This window comes from Mycobacterium sp. TY815 (genome assembly GCF_030755135.1).
Classification (GTDB): Bacteria; Actinomycetota; Actinomycetes; order Mycobacteriales; family Mycobacteriaceae; genus Mycobacterium.
In genome coordinates this window covers 1,277,099-1,299,540 of record NZ_JAUFRX010000001.1, presented here as the reverse complement: position 1 = coordinate 1,299,540, position 22,442 = coordinate 1,277,099, and the positions used below count along the sequence as shown (strand labels likewise).

20 protein-coding genes and 1 pseudogene are annotated in these 22,442 nt (G+C 66.3%); 14 read left to right on the top strand and 7 right to left on the bottom strand.

Translation table 11 applies throughout. The features are described 5' to 3' along the window. The first annotated feature begins 13 nt into the window (after window positions 1-13). The 5 genes from QXK92_RS05490 to QXK92_RS05470 are packed head-to-tail and all read left to right on the top strand — an operon-like array spanning window position 14 to window position 4,497. Window positions 14-1,138: a 4Fe-4S dicluster domain-containing protein gene (locus tag QXK92_RS05490; RefSeq protein ID WP_306240655.1), complete on the top strand. Its 1,125-nt coding sequence runs from the start codon at window positions 14-16 to the stop codon at window positions 1,136-1,138. Then, window positions 1,131-1,982, top strand: coding sequence for an FAD/NAD(P)-binding protein (locus tag QXK92_RS05485; RefSeq protein WP_306240654.1), 852 nt, complete (start codon window positions 1,131-1,133; stop codon window positions 1,980-1,982). Before QXK92_RS05490 ends, QXK92_RS05485 begins: the two co-directional genes overlap by 8 nt. After that, a complete protein-coding gene (locus QXK92_RS05480; protein WP_306240653.1) occupies window positions 1,983-2,741 on the top strand; it encodes an oxidoreductase in 759 nt (252 codons plus the stop codon). Then, entirely contained in the window at window positions 2,738-4,030 is a 1,293-nt protein-coding gene (locus tag QXK92_RS05475) for a Ni/Fe hydrogenase subunit alpha (protein ID WP_306240652.1), read from the top strand. The genes QXK92_RS05480 and QXK92_RS05475 overlap by 4 nt, the downstream gene beginning before the upstream one ends. Then, a complete protein-coding gene (locus tag QXK92_RS05470) occupies window positions 4,027-4,497 on the top strand; it encodes a hydrogenase maturation protease (RefSeq protein ID WP_306240651.1) in 471 nt (156 codons plus the stop codon). The genes QXK92_RS05475 and QXK92_RS05470 overlap by 4 nt, the downstream gene beginning before the upstream one ends. On the opposite strand, the pseudogene QXK92_RS05465 reads toward QXK92_RS05470, so the two are convergent. The 3 genes and pseudogenes from QXK92_RS05465 to QXK92_RS05455 all read right to left on the bottom strand — a co-directional run. Beyond that, a pseudogene (locus QXK92_RS05465) lies at window positions 4,494-5,144 on the bottom strand (dienelactone hydrolase family protein); the annotation flags it as partial. The gene QXK92_RS05470 and the pseudogene QXK92_RS05465 sit on opposite strands and share 4 nt — an antisense overlap. A 123-nt stretch (window positions 5,145-5,267) precedes the next feature. Beyond that, a complete protein-coding gene (locus tag QXK92_RS05460; protein WP_306240650.1) occupies window positions 5,268-6,401 on the bottom strand; it encodes a hypothetical protein in 1,134 nt (377 codons plus the stop codon). A gap of 99 nt (window positions 6,402-6,500) precedes the next feature. Further along, complete coding sequence (locus QXK92_RS05455; protein WP_371934494.1) at window positions 6,501-8,357, bottom strand: long-chain fatty acid--CoA ligase; 1,857 nt, start codon at window positions 8,355-8,357, stop codon at window positions 6,501-6,503. 315 nt (window positions 8,358-8,672) lie between these two features. On the opposite strand from QXK92_RS05455, the gene QXK92_RS05450 reads away from it, so the two are divergent. After that, entirely contained in the window at window positions 8,673-9,845 is a 1,173-nt protein-coding gene (locus QXK92_RS05450; protein ID WP_371934539.1) for an alpha/beta hydrolase family protein, read from the top strand. Then, window positions 9,842-11,251, top strand: a complete 1,410-nt coding sequence (locus QXK92_RS05445; protein WP_306240648.1) for a wax ester/triacylglycerol synthase family O-acyltransferase — start codon at window positions 9,842-9,844, stop codon at window positions 11,249-11,251. Before QXK92_RS05450 ends, QXK92_RS05445 begins: the two co-directional genes overlap by 4 nt. A 5-nt stretch (window positions 11,252-11,256) precedes the next feature. On the opposite strand, the gene QXK92_RS05440 is transcribed toward QXK92_RS05445, so the two are convergent. From QXK92_RS05440 to QXK92_RS05430, 3 genes are all read right to left on the bottom strand, one after another. Further along, the gene (locus QXK92_RS05440) at window positions 11,257-11,706 is read right to left on the bottom strand and encodes a hypothetical protein (RefSeq protein ID WP_306240647.1); all 450 of its coding nucleotides are present in this window, start codon (window positions 11,704-11,706) and stop codon (window positions 11,257-11,259) included. Window positions 11,707-11,779: 73 nt separating this feature from the next. After that, a complete protein-coding gene (locus QXK92_RS05435; RefSeq protein WP_306240646.1) occupies window positions 11,780-13,438 on the bottom strand; it encodes an HAD hydrolase family protein in 1,659 nt (552 codons plus the stop codon). Then, complete coding sequence (locus QXK92_RS05430) at window positions 13,435-14,850, bottom strand: wax ester/triacylglycerol synthase family O-acyltransferase (protein ID WP_306240645.1); 1,416 nt, start codon at window positions 14,848-14,850, stop codon at window positions 13,435-13,437. Before QXK92_RS05430 ends, QXK92_RS05435 begins: the two co-directional genes overlap by 4 nt. A gap of 169 nt (window positions 14,851-15,019) precedes the next feature. On the opposite strand from QXK92_RS05430, the gene QXK92_RS05425 reads away from it, so the two are divergent. From QXK92_RS05425 to QXK92_RS05395, 7 genes are all read left to right on the top strand, one after another. Next, window positions 15,020-15,646, top strand: coding sequence for an SRPBCC family protein (locus tag QXK92_RS05425; RefSeq protein WP_306240644.1), 627 nt, complete (start codon window positions 15,020-15,022; stop codon window positions 15,644-15,646). A gap of 28 nt (window positions 15,647-15,674) precedes the next feature. Continuing rightward, window positions 15,675-16,838: a site-2 protease family protein gene (locus QXK92_RS05420; protein WP_306240643.1), complete on the top strand. Its 1,164-nt coding sequence runs from the start codon at window positions 15,675-15,677 to the stop codon at window positions 16,836-16,838. After that, entirely contained in the window at window positions 16,835-17,617 is a 783-nt protein-coding gene (locus tag QXK92_RS05415) for a universal stress protein (protein WP_306240642.1), read from the top strand. The genes QXK92_RS05420 and QXK92_RS05415 overlap by 4 nt, the downstream gene beginning before the upstream one ends. Further along, window positions 17,568-18,473, top strand: coding sequence for a universal stress protein (locus QXK92_RS05410; protein WP_306240641.1), 906 nt, complete (start codon window positions 17,568-17,570; stop codon window positions 18,471-18,473). Before QXK92_RS05415 ends, QXK92_RS05410 begins: the two co-directional genes overlap by 50 nt. 77 nt (window positions 18,474-18,550) lie before the next feature. Further along, window positions 18,551-18,826, top strand: a complete 276-nt coding sequence (locus QXK92_RS05405; protein ID WP_306240640.1) for a hypothetical protein — start codon at window positions 18,551-18,553, stop codon at window positions 18,824-18,826. A gap of 163 nt (window positions 18,827-18,989) precedes the next feature. Further along, the gene (locus tag QXK92_RS05400) at window positions 18,990-19,640 is read left to right on the top strand and encodes a response regulator transcription factor (protein ID WP_306240638.1); all 651 of its coding nucleotides are present in this window, start codon (window positions 18,990-18,992) and stop codon (window positions 19,638-19,640) included. A gap of 269 nt (window positions 19,641-19,909) precedes the next feature. Continuing rightward, entirely contained in the window at window positions 19,910-21,556 is a 1,647-nt protein-coding gene (locus tag QXK92_RS05395; protein ID WP_306244210.1) for a GAF domain-containing sensor histidine kinase, read from the top strand. Window positions 21,557-21,565: 9 nt separating this feature from the next. Here QXK92_RS05395 and QXK92_RS05390 read toward each other — a convergent pair whose 3' ends face one another. Next, window positions 21,566-22,378, bottom strand: coding sequence for a universal stress protein (locus tag QXK92_RS05390; protein WP_306240637.1), 813 nt, complete (start codon window positions 22,376-22,378; stop codon window positions 21,566-21,568). Between the last annotated feature and the right edge of the window lie 64 nt (window positions 22,379-22,442).

Here is a 22,442-nt window from a genome sequence, read left to right as displayed (position 1 = left end):
GGATGATGGGTTGATGACCGGAGACGGGGGAGACGTCGGCACTGGACTCCTGGACACCGCGGGTTTGCACGGTCTTGTCGACGTGCTGACTGCCCGCGGATTCCGGGTCATCGGCCCGACCTTGCGCGACAACGCCATCGTGCTGGCCGAACTGAGTTCGGCGAGCGACCTGCCACACGGCTGGGGTGTCGAGGTGAGCCCGGGGCACTACCGAGTGCGCGGTCGTGACGACCAGGCAGCGTTCGGCCATTCAGCGGGACCACAGTCATGGAAACAGTTCCTGCACCCGCCCCGGCAACGGATTTGGGCCGGCAATCGTGACGGCAGTGTGGTGGAGGAACCCGAGGAGCCGCCGCGCTATGCGTTTCTGGGAGTGCGAGGCTGTGACCTCGCCGCCATCGCGACGCTCGACCGCGTGCTGGGTGCCGGCGCGTATCCGGACAACGCCTTCGTCACCCGGCGGCGGCAGATCTTCGTGGTCGCGGTCAATTGCACGGAGCCCGGCGGGCTGTGCTTCTGCGCGTCGATGGGCACCGGGCCGGCGGCGGGGCCCGGATACGACCTGGCTCTGACCGAGCGCACCGACGGAGCCGGTGCGGCATCATATGTCGTCGACGTCGGGACTCCGGAGGGCGCCGAGATATTGGCGGCGGTGCCGCACCGGGCGGCGACAGAGAGCGAAAGCAGTTGCGCCCGAGAAGAAGTCGCAAATGCCGCGCACCGAATGGGTCGCCAGATGCCGGAGGGAGACCTGCGCAACCTGCTGTTCGACGCGCGCGAGTCGCCGCAGTGGGAAGAGGTGGCCGGCCGCTGCCTGACCTGTGGCAATTGCACCATGGTGTGCCCCACCTGTTTCTGCACCAGCACCGAAGACGTCACCGACCTCACCGGCGATCACGCAGAACGCTGGCGGGAGTGGGCGTCCTGCTTCGAATTCGACTTCACCTTCATTCACGGCGGGGGCAGCGTCCGTCAATCGGGCGCCTCGCGCTACCGGCACTGGTTGACGCACAAGTTGGGTACCTGGCACGACCAGTTCGGTATGTCCGGTTGCGTTGGCTGCGGGCGCTGCATCGCCTGGTGCCCCACGGGGATCGACATCACCGCCGAAATGAACAAGATGGCCGGCGATGAGTGACTGGACCACGACGCCGCACGTCTCCGCGATGGACCCCCTGCCGTACCGGGTCCGTAGTCGTGTGGTGGAGAGCCCGGATTCGGCGACTTTGTGCCTCGAGCCCGTCGACCGGGCGGTGCGATCGCCCGAGCCCGGAGAGTTCATGATGCTCTACGCATTCGGTGTCGGCGAAGCGGCGATCTCGATCAGCGGCGACCCGACCGTCAAGGACGGATCCATCACCCATACGGTGCGAGCGGTGGGTGCGGTCAGTCGTGCCCTGCACGACGCCCAGCCGGGAACCCTGGTCGGGGTTCGGGGTCCGTTCGGCACCAGCTGGGGGCTGGCCGATGCCGAGGGCCGCGATCTGGTGATGGTCGCCGGCGGCGTGGGGCTGTGCCCGTTGCGGCCGGCGATCCTGGGTGCGCTGGCGCACCGCGAGCGCTACGGCAAGGTGATGCTCGTCGTTGGTGCCCGCTCGCCGGCCGATTTCGTCTTCGTCGACCAGCTGAAGACGTGGGCCGATGATCCGCGAATCGAGTTGCATCTGATCGCCGACGCGGCGACCCAGGGTTGGGAAGGGGAAGTCGGGCTGGTCACCGAACCCTTGCGCCGCCTCACTCTGAATGCCGAGCGCACCAGTGCCTTTTTGTGCGGGCCGGAGCCGATGATGCGATTCGGTGCGGCGGAGCTGATAGCCAAAGGTGTAGCCGCGCGGGATATTCGGGTGTCTCTGGAGCGCAATATGCAATGCGGAGTCGGCTGGTGCGGCCACTGTCAGCTCGGCCCGCTGCTGCTGTGCCGCGACGGGCCGGTCGTCGGTTACGACGTGGCCGGCCCGCTGATGCAGGTGAAGGAGCTGTAGATGAGCCGAGTCAAACTGGCGGTGTGGAAGTTCGCGTCCTGCGACGGCTGTCAGCTGACCCTGCTGGACTGCGAGGACGAACTGCTGACCCTGGCCGACCAGGTCGAGATCGCCAACTTCGCCGAGGCATCCAGCGCGACGACCGCGGGGCCCTACGATGTCTCGCTGGTCGAGGGCTCGATCACCACCCCGCACGACGAGCGTCGCATCCGTGAGATTCGCGACCAGTCAAAGGTATTGGTCACCATCGGCGCGTGTGCCACCTCCGGGGGAGTCCAGGCCCTGCGCAACTTCGCCGACGTCACCGAGTTCGCGTCGGTCGTCTACGCCAAACCGGAATACATTGACACGCTGGCGACTTCCACGCCGGCCTCAGCCCATGTCAAGGTCGACTATCAGCTGCAAGGCTGCCCCATCGACCGCGGTCAGCTCCTTGACACGCTGGCGGCCCTGCTGGTCGGACGCAAGCCGCGGTTGCCGGCGAAGACGGTGTGCACGGAGTGCAAACTGCGCGGCGTCACCTGCGTCATGGTGGCCGACGGCATACCGTGCCTGGGCCCCGTCACGCACGCCGGTTGCGGGGCGCTGTGCCCTCGGCACCACCGCGGATGTTTCGGGTGCTTCGGTCCCTCTGCCGCACCGAAAACCGCGACGCTGATTCCGCTGCTGCGTCATGACGGAATGTCGGAGACCGATGTCGAGCGGGTGTTCTCCACGTTCAACGTGGCACGATTCGCAGCGGAACGGAGCGAGCAGTGACGTCCTCGGACCGCACCCTGCGGGTCGGAACACTCACCCGCGTCGAAGGGGAAGGGGCGCTCAACGTCACGCTCAAAGACGGCGCACTGGAATCCGTCGAGCTCAATATCTACGAGCCGCCAAGGTTTTTCGAAGCGTTCCTGCGGGGACGCGCGCACAGCGAACCGCCGGACCTGACCGCGCGGATCTGCGGCATCTGCCCGGTGGCCTATCAGCTCAGCGCCTGCAACGCCATCGAAGATGCCTGCGGGGCCGAGATCGACGACGAGATCGTCGCTCTGCGCCGGCTCCTGTACTGCGGCGAATGGATCCACAGCCACGTCCTGCACATCTACCTGCTGCACGCCCCGGACTTCCTGGGCTATCCCGACATCGTCAGCATGGCCCGCGACCACCGCGACGTGGTAGAACGCGGACTGGCGCTGAAAAAGGCGGGTAACCGCCTGATGGAGCTCGTCGGTGGCAGGGCCATCCATCCGATCAACCTGCGGCTCGGTGGGTTCTATTCGGTGCCAACCCGTTTCGAGCTCAATCCCATCGCGCAGGAATTGCGTACCGCGATGGACCACGCACTGGCCACCGTGGAATGGGTATCCGGATTCGAGTTCCCCGATCTCGAACTGGACCATGAGATGTTGGCGCTCACCGCTTCCGGTCGCTACGCGATCGAGAACGGGACCATCGCGCGCAGTCCCGGTCGGCCTTTTGCGGTGGCCGATTTCATGCAGCACGTCGTAGAGTCGCAAGTGCCGCATTCCACGGCGCTGCACGCGACGCTGGATGGCGGTCGCTACCTGACCGGACCGCTGGCCCGGTATTCGTTGAACTCGGGGGCCCTGTCACCGGTAGCGGCCCAGGCGGCCCGTCGGGCCGGACTGGCGGGTCGGTGCCGAAACCCGTTCCGCAGCATTATTGTTCGTGCTGTCGAGGTAGTCTACGCGATCGAGGAGGCGTTACGGATCATCGACGAGTATGAGCGCCCGTCGCGGCCGTTCGTCGACGTTGCGGCCCGCGCCGGAATCGGGCACGGGGTCAGCGAAGCACCCCGGGGCCTGCTGTACCACCGGTACCACATCACCGCGGACGGGCAGGTATCCGCGGCGACCATCATCCCGCCGACCTCGCAGAACCAGGCGGCTATCGAAGCCGACCTCAGCCGGGTGATCTCCGAGAACCTCGACCTGGAAGACGCTGCACTCACCGCGCTGTGTGAGAGGGTGATCCGCAACTACGACCCCTGCATCTCCTGCTCGACCCACTTCCTGACGCTGACGGTCCGGCGCACGTGAGCGCCCGAGTCGCCGTGATCGGCCTCGGAAATCGGTACCGGCGCGACGACGGGGTCGGCATCGCCGCCGCCCGGGCACTCGACGAATTGGCGCTGCCCGGCGTCGAAGTGGTGACCGGCATCGTGGATCCGCTGACACTGCTTGACTTTTGGTCGGGCGCGCGACTGGCCGTCATCGTCGACGCGGCGGTCACGCGCGTTCCGATGGCGGGCCGTATCCATTGCTGCAACCTCGATGACGTGCTCAGTTCCCCGAATCGGCTGAGCTCGCACCGCATCGATATCGGCGGCGCGTACGCGCTCGGCCACGCAATGGGTCGGGTACCGGAGGCGCTACAGATATTTGCCGTCGACGTCGCCGACACCGGTCATGGTCTCGGATTGAGCCAGCCGGTCGAGCGGGCCATCCCCGAGGTAGTCGCGCTGGCCGTCGCCGAAATCAACCGTGTGACAGAGCTTTCGGCTTAGCTTTCCGGTCGGTTGAGGTGGTTGGTGAACCACCCACGTGCCAGCATCGCCACTTGCTCGAGGGTGCCGGGTTCCTCGAACAGATGGGTGGCGCCGGGCACCACGGCGATTTTGCACTCGGCAGGCATGGCCGCACGCGCTCGGCGGTTGAGTTCCAGGACCATCTCGTCGCGCCCACCGACGATCAACAGGGTGGGTGAGTGGACGTGGCGTAACGCCTCGCCCGCCAGGTCGGGCCGGCCGCCGCGAGACACGACAGCCGCCACCTTGACCCCGGGATTGGCGGCAGCGGCCAGCGCCGCGCCCGCGCCGGTACTGGCGCCGAAGTAGCCGACGGGCAGCGCCGCGGTGTCGGGCTGGGCGGCAAGCCAGCCGGTGATGTCGACGAGGCGGGAAGCCAGCAGCGGGATATCGAAGACGTTGGCGCGGTCACGTTCCTCATCCGGTGTCAGCAGGTCGAAAAGCACCGTCGCGAAACCCGCATCGTTGAGAACCCGCGCGACGTACTGGTTGCGGGGGCTGTGCCTGCTGCTCCCGCTGCCGTGCGCGAATACCACCACACCCTTGGGTTGCTGGGGAATGGTCAGATGACCCGCCACCGAAACCCGCCTGACGGCTACCACAATTTCCTCGTCACGCAGCGGTGGCTTCTTGAACTCGCTCATGAGTCGAGTGTCAATCGTTCTGCCGTAGCGCGACATGGCCACAAGTCACTTCGCTCAGCGACGAAGTTCCCCTCTTGGGCAGCGGCGGCGCCGGGGTCGTGAATGTCACGGTCGCGAGTCGGAGGTGCTGGCAAGTCGGTCGTTCGCCGCGTAGCGCAAAAGCGCGGCGACACCGTCGGTGGGTGTGATCCGGCCCTCCGCCCGAACCAGTTTCGCCCCCACGGCGATAGCGCTGAAGGGCAGCGCCTCGTCGGCCCGCGCAATGCGGCCTACCGGTTCGCCGAAGTCGGAGAGCACGTCAGCGTCGGGCGCCACTGCGGTCAGCGCTGCACCGGTGACGACGGTCGCGTCGCCCATCTCGCCGACGATGAGCGTCTCGACATCGCCTTCGCGCAGCGCTGCACAGACCGCGGCGAGGCCGTCGGCCGCCAACCCTGAGCCACGGCCGATTTCGGCATCGAGCCGCTCCGCGATGTCCGCCATCTCCAGGTCGTGGCGCCGAGCGAACTCTGGTGTGGTGAGCCGGTATATCTCGGCGTAGTTGACGTCGCCCCGGTGCCCTTCGGCGTGTAGTTGCGCCACCCGCTGCGTCACCCGCTTCGGTAGTTCGGCCATCACATCGGCCCGGGAACGCACCTCGCCGCTGAGGAACACCACCTCGGGGTCCGCTTCGTCGACCAGATGAATCAGGTGATCGGCGATTGCGCGGCAGTTCATCCGGATGGCTTCCTCGGTGGTGTGCTGCATGTCGCCGTAACCGTTCCAGCCCGCGGTCGCCGGCTTGTGCACCGGGTAGCCGCTGCCCTCGACAGTGGTCGAACTGGTGGTCCGCCCCTTGTACAGGGTCACATCCGCACCGGTGTGGTCGACCGCGGCGAATACGTATGTCGGTCGCCGCATTTCGTGCGCGATCAGTGGCAGCACGTACGGGTAGTCGGACAACCGGATGACAGAGGACTGGGGCGGGCTGATCAACTGCTCGTTGATCAGCACCTTGGCGCGTGTGACGATCACCGCACGGCCGCGTCGTCCCACCGCAGGCTGGTGGTGCAGGATCGCTTCCTCGAGCCTCTCGAGTACGCCCGTGCTGGCGCCCAGATCCTCGACCTGCCCGCGGATGTCGCGCCACTTGGCCTCGAGCTGGCCGGCCGCGTCGGCGGCATCGTGGGAGTCGTCGAAATAGACCGACGCAAACGGACCCGCTATTTTCGTCAGCCACCGCAGGTGTTCTGAGAGCATGAGATCCCCTTCTGTTAGTGCGGCTGAGCATGTGTTCGCCCGCAACGGTATGAAAGGCGAACCGGCGGTGGCAGAGTCGTAAGCCCTCCGATCGGGGTCTTAAGTCCCTGCCGTGACCGGCTCATAGAGTTCGGCGAGGCGATCTGTGCACTTGTCGATGACCACCTTGCGGCGAAGTTTCATGCTCGGTGTGAGGTCGCCCGCTTCGATCGACAGTTCGCGGTCCAGGATGGCGAACTTCTTGATCTGCTCCCAGCGATTCAGCTCCGAGTTCAGCGTGTCGATGTAACCCGCGATCAGCTCGCGGGTCTGCCCGTCGCGCGCGATCTCCGCGAAGGACCTACCGGACAGACCGTGCTTTTCGGCCCATTCCGTGATGGCTTCACCATCCAGGGTCACCAGTGCCACGCAGTACGGCTTGGCTTCCCCGATCACGATGAGTTCGCCGGCATAGGGGCAGAGGCCCTTGAATCGCACTTCGATCGCTGAGGGTGCCACGTATTTGCCCTGCGAGGTTTTGAACATGTCCTTCTTACGGTCGGTGATACGCAAGAATCCGTCGGGGTCGATCTCCCCGATGTCGCCGGTGTGAAACCAGCGCTCCGCGTCCAGTGCCTCGGCGGTCGCGTCCGGTAGATCGTGGTACGACGTCATCACGCCGGGCCCACGGAGCAGGATCTCGCCGTCGTCGGCGATCTTCACCTCCGTCGCCGGGAAAGGCCACCCGACCGTTCCGAACCGGTAAGCGTTGGGCCGGTTGATGAATGAGGCCGCCGCCGTCTCCGTCAGCCCGTAACCCTCGAGCACCACGATGCCGACCGCGTCGAACCACTGGGCGACGTTGCGGTCCAGTTTCGCGGCGGCGGAGACGAAAAATCGCACCCGTCCGCCGAAACGCTCGCGAATCGTGGCGAACACCAGGCGGTCCGCGACCCGGTAAGCCACCGAGGATGCCCAGGACGGTTTGCGGCCTGCTTGCCGGGTCTCGGAAACCTTCAAGCCGACCGTGATGGCCCAGTCGAAGATCCTCTTCTTCAACCCGCCCTGCTCACCGACCATATTGACGATGCGGGCATGCGCCTTTTCGAAGATGCGTGGCGCCGCGCCCATGACGGTGGGGCGCACGGCGGCGAGATTGTCGACGATCCGTTCGACCCTTCCGTCGATGGCGGTGGGAAATCCGATCTGCAGCGGCAGCGCCAGCATCACCTTGCCGAAAGAGTGGGCCAGCGGCAGCCACAGGAAGTTGAGATCCTCAGGGCCAAGCACATTCAGCGCGTCGATGGCCGCGGCGGTGTAGGTCCAGGCCTCGTGTGTCAACCGGACGCCTTTCGGCCGTCCGGTCGTCCCGGAGGTGTAGATGAGGCTGGCAAGCCGGTTCGGTCCGACTTCCGCGATCCGCGCGTCGACGACGTCGGGGGACCGGGCGAGCAGTTGCCGGCCCCGACGCTCGAGTTCGTCCAGCGTCATGACCCAGTCGCCGTCACCGTCGCCATCGATGATCACGACGTTGGCCACAGCGGGTAGGGCGCTTCGATGTTCGAGCAGTTTGTCGACCTGCGCCTGGTTTTCGGCGACTACCACGCGGCTTCCCGAGTTGGCGACGATATAGGCGACATCGGTGGCATTCGTCGTCGGGTACACGGTGGTCGTCGCGGCTCCTGCACACATCACCGCGAAATCGACGAGTACCCACTCATAGCGGGTCGAGGACGCGAGCGCGACCCGATCTTCCGGGGCGATTCCCAACGCGATCAGTCCGGCCGCGATGTTCTGCACTCGCTCGCCGACCTGTTGCCATGTCACGCTCTCCCAGCCGCTGCCGCGTGGGTACCGGAAAGCTTCGGCATGCGGGGTCGCCGCGACGCGGCTGCGGAACAAGTGCGCCACCGAGGGGGCGCGCTGCTCGATCTTGCTGAGGTCCGGCCTCTCCAGTGAGGCTAGCGGTGTGTTCATGGCGCTCATCCGTGCTTTCCGAGCCGAATACCGTGTATCGACGCTACGACGACGGCATCCGGGACGCGAGTGACTTAAGTCCCTTCCGGCCTGGTCATCTGGCCTCACTCAGACATCACCCAGGCGCCGGAAATCGCCATTGCAGGTCAAGGACTTTCGCCTGTTCAGCGGGGTCCTAGGTCCCTACGAGAGGCTTTGACAAGGTGTTAGCGTGCCGCCATGACCATGCCCACCAGCAGCGAGCACCGGCGTCCGGGAGCGTCCGTGTGGGCTGCACCTGGCGTCAGCAATTTGGCCGGCGCGGCGACGCCGTTCATGCATACCGGGCAGTACCTCGCCGAATCGTGGCGCGACTACCTCGGACATCCTCCCGACGAGCTGCCGATCGCCCGGCCGACCCTGGCCCTGGCGGCGCAGGCTTTTCGTGACGAAGTCGTCTTGATGGGCCTGAAAGCGCGCCGGCCCGTCAGTCGGCCCGATGTGTTCGACCGCATTACCCGCGAGGTGCTGGCCGGACTCGAGTTCTATGGCGAACGGGGATGGTTGGACAAGCCGGAAGGATTCTTCGCCAAGCCGCCGGCACCGTCGGATGTCACCGTTCGGAGGGTGAAGGGCCGCAGGCAGACGTTCTACCGCATGTTCTTCACCAGTGGGTACACCCCATATCCGGGTGAACCTGGTGAGCAGAGGTGGCGCAGCTACACCGGCAATGACCGTGAGTACGCGCTGCTGCTGCGTCATCCACGCCCGCGGCCCTGGCTGGTCTGCGTGCACGGGACCGAGATGGGCCGGGCCGCACTAGATCTGGCGATTTTCCGGGCCTGGAAACTGCACGACGAGCTGGGCCTGAACGTCGTGATGCCGGTGCTGCCCATGCACGGACCGCGGGCGCGTGGCCTGCCGAAAGGTGCGGTTTTCCCGGGCGAGGATGTGCTCGACGACGTCCATGCCACGGCGCAGGCGGTCTGGGATATCCGCCGCCTGTTGTCGTGGATTCGTTTGCAGGAGCCTGATTCCCGGATCGGCCTGAACAGCCTGTCGCTCGGTGGCTACATCGCTTCCTTGGTCGCCAGCCTGGAAGACGGCCTTACCTGCGCGATCCTGGGCGTCCCGGTAGCTGACCTGGTTGACGTGCTGGGCAGGCATTCGGGTCTCAGCCACGACGACCCTCGCCGTCACACGATGAAACTTGCCGAACCCCTCGGCCGGATGGTGTCACCGCTGTCGCTGACCCCGCGCGTACCGATGCAGGGGCGCTTCATCTATGCCGGCGTCGCCGACCGTCTGGTGCATCCACGCGAGCAGGTCAACCGGCTCTGGAAGCATTGGGGCAGGCCCGAAATCGTATGGTATCCCGGCGGTCACACCGGGTTCTTCCGCTCCCAGCCGGTGCAGCGGTTCGTATGGGAGGCGTTGCAACAGTCGGGTCTGCTCGAGGGACCTGCGAACCTGCATGCCCGTCCCGCCTCACACTCCCCGCCGCGATGAATTTGCTCGGCCCGCTGGACACCGCGATGATGACCGCGGAATTGCTGTCCAGCCCGATGCATGTCGGTGTGGTGCTGATCCTGTCGCCTCCCGCCGACGCCGGACCCGACTACGTCGACGGCGTGTATGCGGCTGCGCTTGCGGGGGCCCAGCCGATCGATCGGCGGCTGCGCAGGTACCCCCACCGCGGTGTGGACACCGCAGGTTTCTGGACGTGGCGTGACCTGGATGTCGTTGATCTGGAACGGCATTGCCAGCGTCGGACGGTGTCGGCGGCCACCGGCGGGTTGTGGCAGTTGATCGGCGAGCTGGATGCGGAGCGGCTCGATCGGTCGCGTCCGATGTGGATGTCGTATCTGATCGACGGCCTCGAGGGTGGTCGCTTCGCGTTCTACGTCAAGGTGCATCACACCGTCATCGACGGCGTTGCCGGTCTGCGGATGATCGCCGATGCGCTGAGCGAGGACCCGGCGGACCACTCGATGCCGCCGTTCTATGCCGACCGGCAGGTGGCCTCGCCACGCGCACGCTCATCAGGCGGGCTCGGATCATGGCTGACCGCACCGCTGCGCTGGGCCGGCGGCATGCTTGCTTCCACGGTGGGACTGGTCGAGCGGATCGTGGAAGGGGAGTTGGCGACCGTCGCCGGCAGCCTCGGCGCACACGTGACGACGTTGCCGTTCGGTGCTCCCTACACCCGCTTCAATGGTCGGCTGGGCATGACGCGAGCGGTCTGCGCGGGCAGCTGGCCGCGCAGCCGCATTCACGCCGTCCAGCAGGCGGCCGGGGTCAGCGCAAACGATGTGATCACCGCGATGCTGGCCGGGGTGCTGCGACGGTGGCTGTCCGATCACGAGGAACTACCCGAACGGTCGCTGGTCGCGGTGTGCCCCATCACGGTGCGGAGCCGCGATAGCCATCCTGCACAGCCGGCTTCCGGCAACATGTTCGGTCTGTGGCTGTGCCCGCTGGGCACCGATCTCGCTGATCCCGTCGCCCGCCTGGATCTGATCCACCGCTCGATGACGGCAGGCAAACGCTGGGTGGCCAAGCGGGGATCGGCGGCCTCGCTGCTGACCAACGCGGGAAGTGTTGCGGCGACGGTGATTCCACCGCTGCTACCGGTGACCCAGCAAAGCCGTACCGGATACAACCTGCCGATCTCGCATGTGCCGGGTCCGCCCACCGACATGTACTTCAACGGTGCTCATGTCGATGAGATCTACCCGGTTTCGACCGTGTATGACGGACAAGCCTTGAACGTGACAACGTGTTCGTACTCAGACCGGGTCGGGTTCGGTTTCGTCGCGGGCGCCGACGTGATACCCGACATCGAAACATTCATACCGCTGGCGGAGGCATGTCTGGCCGAACTCGAAGTCGCCGTAGGCGCTCGCCCCGACTGACTTATTCAGGCGGCGTGGCGAACCGGTGGTGGGGTGACCGCCGGCCGGGCGGCCGGCCTGCCGGCTTCCGGCATCCATCCGACGAAGGTCAGGTACAACCCCATCAGCGCCATTGCGGCGAAAGCCACGCGCCACCACGCGGGCGCGTCAATCGCGGAGTAGGCGAACGACATGTAGCTCTGGGGCAAGACCATCAGCAAAAACCCTTTCAGCACCGTCAACCAACCGAGGACCGACACGATGATGGCCGGGGCACCCCGCCACGTCCGATGCAGAGCCACCACAATCAGTCCCAACAGCAGAATGAACACGCCACTGAACCAGGGCCACACCGAACTGGCCCGAAAATCCGCCAGCAGTGCCTGCAGCGAATCGGCCTGCCCGATCGCTGTCGCGGTGACGACGACCACGAAGGGGCCCATGACACGGGCGCACGCGCGCGTTCGGGCCGTCATCGGCACTGAACGCTCCATTCCCACAACCACTATCTGACCGGTCGACCCGAGCGGGCGCTAGGGCCGGAAGTCCTCAGCGCGGCTCTGCGGTCGGCAGATACCGCTCCTCGACGGCCTGGACCAGCTTGCAGCGGATCCGCTCCAGGTCGGCGGCGCGGCGCGCCTCCAGCTCGTCCTCCCAGGCCGCCACCCGTCCGGCCAGGTCCTTGTCGGTGATCGTGCCCTCGAGCCAGCGGGAGAAATCGCCCCGCGCCAGGTGATACTCGAGCGCTCGCTGGTCGAGATGCGCTACCGCAGTGCAGAAGTCGTGCAGCGTCGCAGCCGGGGCGACCGGGATCCCGGCAGCGCTGTGGAAGTAGAACTGTCGCTCCCGCGGCAGCTGGACGTCGGCGTACTTGTGGCCGTGCCGCACGTGGGTCGTCAGACGGTCGGCGATGGTGAACAGGCGAGCCGGGCCCGGGCCGAACTGTACGGTGGCGCGCCGGCCGTAGTCGATGTCTGCCGGGGTTGCCGGCGGCATCAGGGTCAGCAACACATCACTGTTGTCAATTTCTTTGGCCGGCAACGCCGCCGGGGCGAAAGACGACAACACATATCCACCGCGCCGGGTCCAGTGCGCATGCTCCTCCGAGCCGAGCAGATGAGCCTCGTCGTAGATCACCCAGTGCGGGAATCCGTGTTCTTCGCGGTAGGCCTCCGCCGTCAGGCGCAGGCGGTGCATGTAGTCGCTCTTGCTCGCCTCGGTGAGTCCGGACATGTCCACCACCAGGCTGGATTGCGGTCGCAGGGCATTCACCAGGTCGCCCGGCTCGGGCAGATGTTGGCCGGCGTCGACCACGTGGACCTGGCTGAGCTGCTGCAGATGGATGTGGTCGCCTTCCGGATCGAGCAGCAGCACACAGTAATTGGCCAGGATCCACCGCTCGGCCAGCAACCCGACCAGGTGGCTCTTGCCGGAGGCTGCCGGCCCGGTGATCACCACCCTGCCCTGGCTGCCCGGAATCCGCGTTGGGGTCAGGTCATCGAAGGTGCCGATCTCGACCCACCGCCGGGGTGGGCACCAGCGTTGTGCCCCAGTGAGGTAGGGGCCCGCCAACAGTTCGGCGACCCCGGATCCGTTCGGCTTGTCCAGCGTGAGATCGGCGCATCGCCGCACCGACGACACCGCGTTGCTGACGGCGACGCCGATCTCGGCGATGCCGAACAGCGCCAGATCGTTTTCGGCGTCTCCGACGGCGACGGTGTTGTGCGGGGACAGATTCATCGCGCCCAGCATTGCCGCAAGCCCGGTGCCTTTGGTGCTGCCGGCCGGCAACACCATGAGCGCGGACCGGTTACGGATCACCTGATAGTCCAGTCCCAGCTCACCGATCAGGTCCACGACGGTGGCGGTGTGCTGACCGTCGATCGCCAGGATGACCTCGCCGTGGCGGAAGGGAACACCCCGGTCGCCGAGAGCTTGCGTGAGACCGCCATCGACCGGCGGTGTCAGCGCGTGGCTGACGCCGTCGACGACGGTGACCGTGCCGTTTTCCAGCACCATCGCATCCACGTAATCGGCGACCTGCGGGAACTCGGCTCGCAATTCGGCCAGGATGCGCCCGGAGACCAGCACGACTGCCAGGCCGTTCCGCCGGGATTCTTCGATCGCCGCCAGCGCCTCCGGCGCCAGGCGTCCTGCGGTTGTCAGGGTCCCGTCCAGATCCAGGGCGACGACCTTGAAGAACGTCACGGCCGCGGGCCTGGCGATCGGGAACCTTGCCGGCCCTGCGGACGAACACGTTTGGGCCCCGACCGCCGCCGGGCCAGGGCACGGGCGAGCAGGCGTGCGACTCCCAGTTCGATGCCGCCCGCGATCTCGTCGGCATCCGGCGTCGCGTCATTGTCGGCGGTGACACCTAGCACCAGATCGTCCACGTAGCTCAGCGTGCTGACGACGGTGCTCATGGGTGCCGCGGTGGGTGGTATCGGTAGCAGCATCTCCACGGGCCGCCCCAGCACCTGCAAGCGCTGCCGGGGACCCGGCACGTACGCGGCCAGCGTGACGATGCTGCGCTGCGGCAACCGCATCAACAGCCGAATGCCCCACGCGCTCAGCATGAACGGCAGGTGATCGGCGAGGCCGTCCGAGGTGCGCGCGGCGCCGCTCTCGTCGGTCCGATTCTGTCTGGCGTGGATGAGACGCAGACGTTTGACCGGATCCTTCTGCTCGACCGGCAGGTAGGGGAGCATCGCTGAGGCACGAATGTCGATGCGGTCCATGGGTTCCGGTGAACCTAACGAGACCGGGATCAGCGTACGCAGGGAGTTGCGCCGTGGTTGCCGGCCGTGGCGAAGCAACACGGCACGGAAGCTGTCGGTGATGGCGGCGAGCGTGACGTCGTTGCGGGTGACCCCGAAGACCTCGCACACCGTGTCGACATCTTTGAGCGGGACCCGGACCGCACTGTACCCGCGCGTGCCCGCCACCGGCCCCTGGCGCTGCAAGGCCCCCATCGGGCTGAGCAGCCCGGTGACGAATTCGCCTGCTTCCCTTGCTGTTTGACTGGCCATGTCGGCGCCGATCAGCGACGCACGCCAGATCTGTCGAGCCCAGCCCAGCGGATTGACCGTGCGCCCTGACACTTTTGACGGCGGCATCGGCTCGACGACACGGAGCTCACCCAGCACGCCGGTTCCCGAGTCCGAGATGCAAGTCAGCATCCGTACCGCGGCGACCTCGTCGGCCAGGCAATGGTGGATCTTCAGCAGCGCCACCCATCGTCGTTCGGGTAGGCCTTCGATGATCCAGCACTCCCACAGCGGGTGGTTGCGATCAAGCCGGCGCTCCATGAGATCGGTGACCGTGCGGAACAACGCGGCCTCGTCCGCCGGCTGCGGCATAACCGCCCAGCGCACGTGGTGGGTGATGTCGAAGTTGTTGTCGACCATCAGTTCCGGGGCGGCGACCTGCAAGGGATGCTGGTGCACGACCTGTGTCAACCGGGTCACGCGACCCAGACGGTCCGACAGTGCGGCGATGAGTTCGTCGTGCCCGGGCGCGGGTCCGTCGATCACGGCCAGCGCTCCGATCGCCATGCTCAGATGCCGGTCGGCATCCTCAGCTTCGAGAAAGCTCGCTTCCACAGTCGACAGGCGATCCATCTGCGTACCTCCCGATCCCTCCACTGGCACCACTATCCGTTCCGCAACTCGCCCCCGGTAGTGCCGTTGGTCCCGAACGGCCGGCCTGACCAACCCGGAGCATTTCGGCGTATCCGACGAGGACCAATGACCCTCGTCGGCGCACCCGCGTCGGGCGCAGACTGGCACCATGTCCAAGATCCGGCGCATCGCGGAGGTGACCGCGTTGTTCGGCGCGCTCTACTGTGCGCGGCGCTATTACCGCAACTGGGGCACCACGAAGGCGGAAACCCAGATGCGACTACCGGGTGACGCTCTGGTAGCCGATCCGGCAATTCAGGTCACCGAGGCTGTCTACATCGACGCGCCGGTTTCGGCGGTCTGGCCGCAGCTGCAGAAGAATCCTTTCGACAGATCCGATGACGGCGGCCGATCGCAACTTCCGGGATCGCAGCTCGCAGTGGGCGACCGGCTTCGCGTGACTCCCGCGGGGTGGATGGGCTTACCCGACGGCGTGACCCTGACGGTGCAGGAAGTCGTGCCAGAGCAGTACGTGGTGTTTCGGACCCAACAGACCCACCCGAGCTGGGATGCGGTGCTGTCGTTCCACCTGCAGCCGCACTGGGAGGACCGGGTGCGGCTGCTCGCGCGAGCCAGGATCGCGCTCCGTCACCCGGGGCAGATTTTCGCGATGGAACTGGCCCGGCCGGTGGTCGCACTGAGCACCCGGGGATGGTTGCTCGGCACCAGACATCGCGCGGAACGCGACACGTCCGGGTCCGTCACAGCAGTCCGCGACACAACCGAAAAAGCCTGACACGCAACGTATTGGGGAGGTCATTATCGTGCGTGACACCATCCCGCTGGGTCGCATCGCAGGATTCCGGGTGAACGCCCACTGGAGCGTCATCGTGATCCTGTGGTTGTTCACCTGGAGCTTGGCCACCACCTTGCCCCACGATGTTGCGGGTTATCCGCGCGGCGCCTACTGGGCCGCCGGCGCGTGCGGAGCGCTGGTGCTGCTGGGTTCGCTGCTCACGCACGAGCTGGCACACGCAGTGGTCGCGCGCCGGGTGGGCGTCACCACCGGCGACGTCACCTTGTGGCTTTTCGGCGGTGTGACGACGTTGCAGGGCGAAGCATCGACGCCCAAGGCGGCTTTCCGGATCGCCGTCGCCGGTCCGGCCACGAGCCTGGCGCTGTCGGTGCTGTTCGCGGGACTGGCAATCACGCTGGAATCAGCGCACGTTGCGGTGATCGCGGTGAGTGTCGCGTGGTGGCTGTCCGCGGTCAACCTGCTGCTGGGCCTGTTCAATCTCTTGCCGGGGGCCCCACTGGACGGCGGACGACTGGTGCGCGCGTTCCTGTGGCAGCGGCACGGTGACCGGGTGCGCGCTGCGGTGGGGGCGGCGCGTGCCGGGCGAGTCGTGGCTATCGTCCTGATCACCCTGGGTCTGGCGGAGTTCGTGGTCGGTGGTCTGATCAGCGGTGTCTGGTTGGCCTTCATCGGCTGGTTCATCCTCGCGGCGGCACGCGAGGAGGAGGTGCAGGCGACAAACCAGCAGCTGTTCGGCGGGCTGTGTGTCGCCGACGCGATGACGCCGAAACCACACACCGCACCGGACTGGATCTCGGTCGAGGACTTCATCCAGTGTTACGTGCTCGGGGATCGTCATTCCGCCTACCCGATCACCGATCGACGTGGATCGACCGTAGGTCTGGTCACGCTGCGCCAGCTGCGCGATGTTGCGCCCGCCCAGCGCGCCACGACGAAGGTGGGCGAGATCGCGCTGCCGCTGCAGAGCGTCCCCGTCGCGGCGCCCGGTGAGCCATTGAATGCGTTGTTGCAGAAGATGACACCGGTCGGTCCCCGCAGCCGTGCTCTCGTGCTGGAGGGCGGCAAAGTGGTCGGCATCGTCACCTCCGGTGACGTCGCCCGGTTGATTGATGTGTACCGAATCGCCAGTCCCGAGCCTGTTCCAACACCAGTCCAGGGAGATGTGAGATGAAGCCGATCGTCGTGGGAATCGACGGATCCCAGGCCGCGATCGCGGCCGCCCTGTGGAGCGTCGATGAAGCCGTGGGCCGCGGGCGGCAGCTGCACCTCGTCGCCGTGATCAGCCAGACGCACTCATCGGCCGATGACTACGCGCGCGACCTCGAGCATGCTGAACAGTCGCTGAAGACAGCGCAATCGGCGATCGAGGCCGCCGCGAAACCGGTTGAGATCACTGCGGACATCCAACGCGGACCGGCGGCGACGGTTCTCATCGAGGCGTCTCGTGATGCCGAGCTGATCTGCGTCGGTTCGGTGGGCATCGGCCGTTACGCGCGGGCCCTGTTGGGTTCGACCGCAGCCGATCTCGCGGAGAAGGCGTACTGTCCGGTCGCGGTCCTGCGCACGGACGTCGAACAGCCACCGATCAATTGGATCATCGTCAGGATGACCCAGGACAACGACGACGTCGTCGAATACGCGGCCTGGGAGGCGAAGCTGCGTAAGGCGCCCCTGCTGGTGCTCGGCGGCCGTCCTGAGGAACTGACCGAGCATACCGACGGCGAGTTCGAACGACGTGTACGTGCCTGGCAGCAGATCAATCCCGACGTTCACGTCTACCCGATCACGACGCAGTCTGCGATCGCCGGTTTTCTCAGAGACAACGGCGAGCGTGTGCAGCTGGCCGTGATCGGCAGCGACGAAGCGAATCAGCTGGCCCGTCTCGTCGGACCGTCCGGCCATGCGCTCTTCGCGCATCCTCGATGCTCGGTGCTCGTGGTCCGCGGGTGACGCGATGTACGTGCCGGCCGGCCGACCGTCCATCGTCGTCGGAATCGATGGCTCGCGGGCGGCGATCGATGCTGCGCTGTGGGCGGTCGACGAAGCGGTCGCACGGGATGTCCCGCTGCGTCTGCTGTACGCGATCGAGCCGGACGACGTCGGGGAGGCCCCAGCGGACCGGGCAGCCCGAAAGCTGGCCATCGCGGAAAACGCCGTTCGCCAAGCGGGGATGACCGCCGAGGCGGCGGAGAAGTCCGTGCGGATAGAGATCGAGATCACCCGGGAAGTTCCGACAATCGCGCTGACCCGAGCATCGGCGTCGGCGGCCATGGTGTGCGTCGGTGGTGTGGGATTGCACCATTTCCGTCCGGAGCGGGCCGGCTCCACCGCCGCGGCGGTAGCCCAATCGGCGCACTGTCCGGTAGCCGTTATCCGCTGCCACGGTGAACGGGCCGGACGCGATGAGCACTGGATCGCCGTCGACTCCCATGCGGCCGCCGACTGCGACGCGGTGATGAAGACCGCGATGGAGGAAGCCCGGCTGCGGAGCCTGCCGCTGCACGCAATCAGTTATGCGGCCGGATGCGGCTACCCGGAGCGCCGGCTTGAGCGGTGGCGGCGGCACTTCCCGGACGTCGACGTGCAGGCAACGGTGTCGAGGGGGGAGTCTCGTCGAGTATCTGGCCGGCCACGGCCGGCACGTGCGGACGGTGATCATCGGGCATCGCAACCACGACGCGCTGGCCCAGCTGCTGGGACCGGCCGGCAACGCGGCGCTGCACCACGCGGATTGCTCGCTGATGATCGTCGATCGTCAGAATCTGTGACCACACCGCTGGATCAACAAGGGGACTTCAGACCCTAGTCGGGCGGCGCAATCATCGTGAGGATGGGTGTTGCCGGTTGCTGTCGAGGGGTGTCGGGGCCCGCAGGGGAGTGTAAATGGCTGCCAGTACTGGAGATCGGTCACTCGTGACCGCGTCCAGCGCGGATGAACTTGCGCGCCAATTTTTGAGCTCGCCCTACGCCGACAGCACCTACATCGATTGGACGCTGGACCGACGCCTGGAAGGGTTTCTGCACCGCCGCGGGCTTGACTGCATGGTCGAAGACGGTGATGCCTACGACCTGGTGCTGGACCGGGTGATGGTCCATATCGGCAATGCCTCCCGCCCCGGCTTCGCCAAGGCACCCGGGCGCCGCACGCCCGCTAATTGAGTGACGGCTCAGCGGCGTCGCGGGCCGTCGGCATACACCCGGCGCGCCGGAAAACCCGCAGGCAGCGCTGTTGGATCTAAACTGGCCTTGCGTGAGCCATCACGAGAGAAGCTGACCGGCCTTTTCAGCGTCATTTTGCACGGTCAGCCAGGGAGGATTCGCAATGGTGAAGGTTTTCTTGGTCGACGACCACGAGGTAGTTCGGCGGGGCCTGGTCGACCTTCTTGCCAGCGATCCGGAGCTCGAAGTCATCGGTGAAGCGGGTTCGGTGTCCGAAGCGATGGCCAGAATCCCGGCGCTGCAGCCCGACGTTGCTGTGCTGGACGTGCGACTCCCGGACGGAAACGGCATCGAACTGTGCCGCGACCTGCTGTCCGCGGTTCCCGAGCTGCGCTGCCTGATGCTGACCTCATTCACCTCCGACGAAGCGATGCTGGAGGCGATTTTGGCCGGTGCCAGCGGTTATGTCGTCAAGGACATCAAAGGTCTGGAGTTGGCCCGGGCCATCAAAGAGGTCGGCGCGGGCAGATCGCTGCTGGACAATCGGGCGGCCGCGGCCCTGATGGCGAAGTTGCGCGGCGGCGGGGAGAAGAAGGATCCGCTGGCCGCCCTCACCGAGCAGGAGCGCACGCTGCTGAGCCTGCTCGGTGAAGGTCTGACCAACAGGCAGATCGCCGACCGGATGTTTCTGGCGGAGAAGACCGTCAAAAACTACGTGTCGCGTTTGCTGGCCAAGCTCGGCATGGAGCGGCGCACGCAGGCCGCGGTCTTCGCCTCCCGGCTGGACAACGAGTCCGGCTCGCGGCGCCTGTGATCGCGCGCGAAAAGTGTTCGTTTTCCGGTGGGTTCTTCGTATAACGGATAAAGTCGATGATAAATGCGGCGATGACCCCTCTGACCAGTAGATATGTCGAATCGTGGCACAGTGGCTGTCAGACTCGGTGCGATTAAGCTGTTACGTGGCATCCGGCGTGCCGGGCCACGCCGCGAGCCGGCAGTCGTCTTGGAGGTACAGCTCGGGTGGGCAAAGACGAGCACGGGTCAGCTTTTGCTGGCCTTGGTCAGCCTGGATTAGTGACCAGGATGCATGAACAACTCGACGAGTTATTGGCAGCACGCGATCAGATGGAACAGCTGCTGCGGGTGATCGTCGAGATCGGTTCGGATCTCGACCTTGACGCCACGTTGGGCCGCATCATCCACGCCGCCCGCGAACTGACGTCGGCACCGTACGGGGCCCTCGCGGTCCGCGATCCCGAAGGAACGCTACTCAGGTTCGTTCACGCGGGTATCGACGAGGAGAACGCCGTCAGGATCGGTCATCTGCCGGTGGGTAAAGGGGTGCTGGGGGTCTCCCTGGTCGAAACACCTGCGCTGCGGCTCGAAGATCTGACCCGGCATCCCGCGGCAGTCGGCTTCCCCGAGCACCATCCCCCGATGCGCGCCTTCCTCGGGGTGCCGATCACGATCCGGGGGACGGTTTTCGGCAGCCTGTACCTGACCCATGTGGATCCGGGCCGGGTATTCACCGAATCCGACGAATTCGCCGCTCGCGCATTGGCTTTCGCCGCCGCGGTTGCAATCGACAACGCCCAGGTCTTCGAGCGCGAACGGACCTCGGTCAAGTGGATGGAGGCCAGTCGCGAGATCACCACCGCACTGCTGGCCGGCGACAAATCGCATCGGCACCCGCTGCAGCTGATCGCCGAGCGCGCGTGCACGCTCACCGGAGCCGAGCAGGGGATCGTCCTGGTCCCGGCGGACAGCGACCTGCCGCTCGACGAAGCCGAGACGCTGGTGGTTTCGGCCGCGGTCGGCAAGCACGCCGATGAGGTCGTCGGGCAGCGTGTTCCGGTGGACGGCTCCACCAGCGGCACCGTGTTCCGCAGCGGTGAACCGTTGATCACCGAGACGTTGAGCTACCCGATCCAGGCCTTCACCGACGTCGGCCAGCGCTCGGCGATCGTCATGCCGTTGAGTGCCCACGATCAGACGGCGGGAGTACTGGCCCTGGCCCGCGACGCGTACCAGCCCCCGTTCGACAGCAGCGACCTCGACCTGGTCGGTCAGTTCGCCACCCACGCCGCCATCGCACTGATGCTGGCGTCGGGCCGGGAGAACGCTCGACAGCTGACCATTCTGGCGGAGCGGGAGCGGATCGCACATGATCTGCACGACCACGTGATTCAACGACTTTTCGCGGCCGGGATGGATCTGCAGGGCACCCTGGCCCGGGCTCGTTCCCCCGAGGTCGCCGACCGGCTCAACCGCACTCTCGACGACCTGCAGAAGATCATCGAGGAGATCCGCACCACCATCTTCCAGCTGAAGCTGCCGGTGGGTGCCGACGGCGGTTTCCGGCACCGCCTGCAGCAGATCGTCGCCGATCTCACCGATGACCGCGACATCTACACCACCGTCCACATGGACGGACCAATGAGCGCGGTTGACGGTGAGCTTGCCGAACACGCGGAAGCCGTTGCTACAGAGGCGATCAGCAACGTGATTCGGCATTCCGGCGCGTCGAAACTGACCATCGAGGTCAGTGCCGCCGACATGTTCACCATGACGATCAGTGACAACGGCCACGGCGTACCGGAAGGCAACCGCCGGCGCAGTGGTCTGGCAAACCTGGAGCATCGCGCCGAACAACTCGGCGGCACATGTGAAATCGCGAGCTCGCCGAACGACGGTACCCGGGTCCACTGGACGGTCCCACTGCCCGGCTGATCGTCGCGGTCAGCGTGCCACCAGCACTGAGCGGCCGGCATGCCCGAAGTGGGGATCGACAGGACCGATCAACCTGGCAACCTTCCCCGCATCAGCGGGGCCGATCACCGCGAGGTGTACGGGATCCTGTGTGTCACTAAGGAATTCAACTACGCCGTCTCTGGCCGCCGCCGGGCGGACATGCACGCCCGGGTACCGCCTCACCCACGGACCAAGCCGGTGATCGAGCTGCGCGAAAGGGATTTCGCCGAAGCCCCAGCGCCACACGCCCAGCGCCAGGATCGGTGCGCCCCGAAGCTGTGCCTCCCGGAAGCCGTGTTCGAGTACCAGGTCGTTGTCCGCCGAGTCGTCGACCACGACGGCGATGGAACCGGAATCGGGTGCCTGGGCGCCCCGACTCGTTCGAATGACGGCCGCCGGGCACTGCGCCCGCTGCGCCACGTCCGCGGCGGTCGAACCCAGTACCCGGCGGGCCAGCCGCCCGATGCCCACGGATCCCACGCAAACCATTGCCGCACGGCGTGATTCGTCGATGAGCACCGCGCCGGGCGACCCGGCCACCAGATCGGTTTCGATTTTCACCGGCTGTCCCGTGGCGTGCACGGCGGCGCACGCAGCGCGCAGTGCGGTCTCGCCGTACTCGGTGTCGAGGTCGGCATCACCGGGCGGCGCGTCCGGCTTGGGTGGGGTGACGGCATGCACCAGGCGCAGTGGGACGTCGCGCGCGCAGGCCTCCGGGATCGCCCAGCGGGCGGCATTGATCGCCGCCTCCGACCCGTCGATTCCCACCACGATCCACTTCGGGGATGCTGCTTGGTCCATAGCGCAGACGCTATGCCGCGATGCCGGCGGCCAGCAGGGTCGTTTGGCACCTGGTGGTACGAGT

Bases quoted from the DNA above. Each gene is read 5' to 3' on its own strand.
- QXK92_RS05450 (WP_371934539.1), top strand. From the start codon at position 8,673: ATGCATACCGGGCAGTACCTCGCCGAATCGTGGCGCGACTACCTCGGA.
- QXK92_RS05440 (WP_306240647.1), bottom strand. From the start codon at position 11,706: ATGACGGCCCGAACGCGCGCGTGCGCCCGTGTCATGGGCCCCTTCGTG.
- QXK92_RS05485 (WP_306240654.1), top strand. From the start codon at position 1,131: ATGAGTGACTGGACCACGACGCCGCACGTCTCCGCGATGGACCCCCTG.
- QXK92_RS05480 (WP_306240653.1), top strand. From the start codon at position 1,983: ATGAGCCGAGTCAAACTGGCGGTGTGGAAGTTCGCGTCCTGCGACGGC.
- QXK92_RS05415 (WP_306240642.1), top strand. From the start codon at position 16,835: ATGAAGCCGATCGTCGTGGGAATCGACGGATCCCAGGCCGCGATCGCG.
- QXK92_RS05490 (WP_306240655.1), top strand. From the start codon at position 14: ATGACCGGAGACGGGGGAGACGTCGGCACTGGACTCCTGGACACCGCG.
- QXK92_RS05400 (WP_306240638.1), top strand. From the start codon at position 18,990: ATGGTGAAGGTTTTCTTGGTCGACGACCACGAGGTAGTTCGGCGGGGC.
- QXK92_RS05410 (WP_306240641.1), top strand. From the start codon at position 17,568: ATGCGCTCTTCGCGCATCCTCGATGCTCGGTGCTCGTGGTCCGCGGGT.
- QXK92_RS05460 (WP_306240650.1), bottom strand. From the start codon at position 6,401: ATGCTCTCAGAACACCTGCGGTGGCTGACGAAAATAGCGGGTCCGTTT.
- QXK92_RS05445 (WP_306240648.1), top strand. From the start codon at position 9,842: ATGAATTTGCTCGGCCCGCTGGACACCGCGATGATGACCGCGGAATTG.
- QXK92_RS05390 (WP_306240637.1), bottom strand. From the start codon at position 22,378: ATGGACCAAGCAGCATCCCCGAAGTGGATCGTGGTGGGAATCGACGGG.
- QXK92_RS05430 (WP_306240645.1), bottom strand. From the start codon at position 14,850: ATGGATCGCCTGTCGACTGTGGAAGCGAGCTTTCTCGAAGCTGAGGAT.
- QXK92_RS05395 (WP_306244210.1), top strand. From the start codon at position 19,910: ATGCATGAACAACTCGACGAGTTATTGGCAGCACGCGATCAGATGGAA.
- QXK92_RS05425 (WP_306240644.1), top strand. From the start codon at position 15,020: ATGTCCAAGATCCGGCGCATCGCGGAGGTGACCGCGTTGTTCGGCGCG.
- QXK92_RS05455 (WP_371934494.1), bottom strand. From the start codon at position 8,357: ATGAACACACCGCTAGCCTCACTGGAGAGGCCGGACCTCAGCAAGATC.
- QXK92_RS05405 (WP_306240640.1), top strand. From the start codon at position 18,551: ATGGCTGCCAGTACTGGAGATCGGTCACTCGTGACCGCGTCCAGCGCG.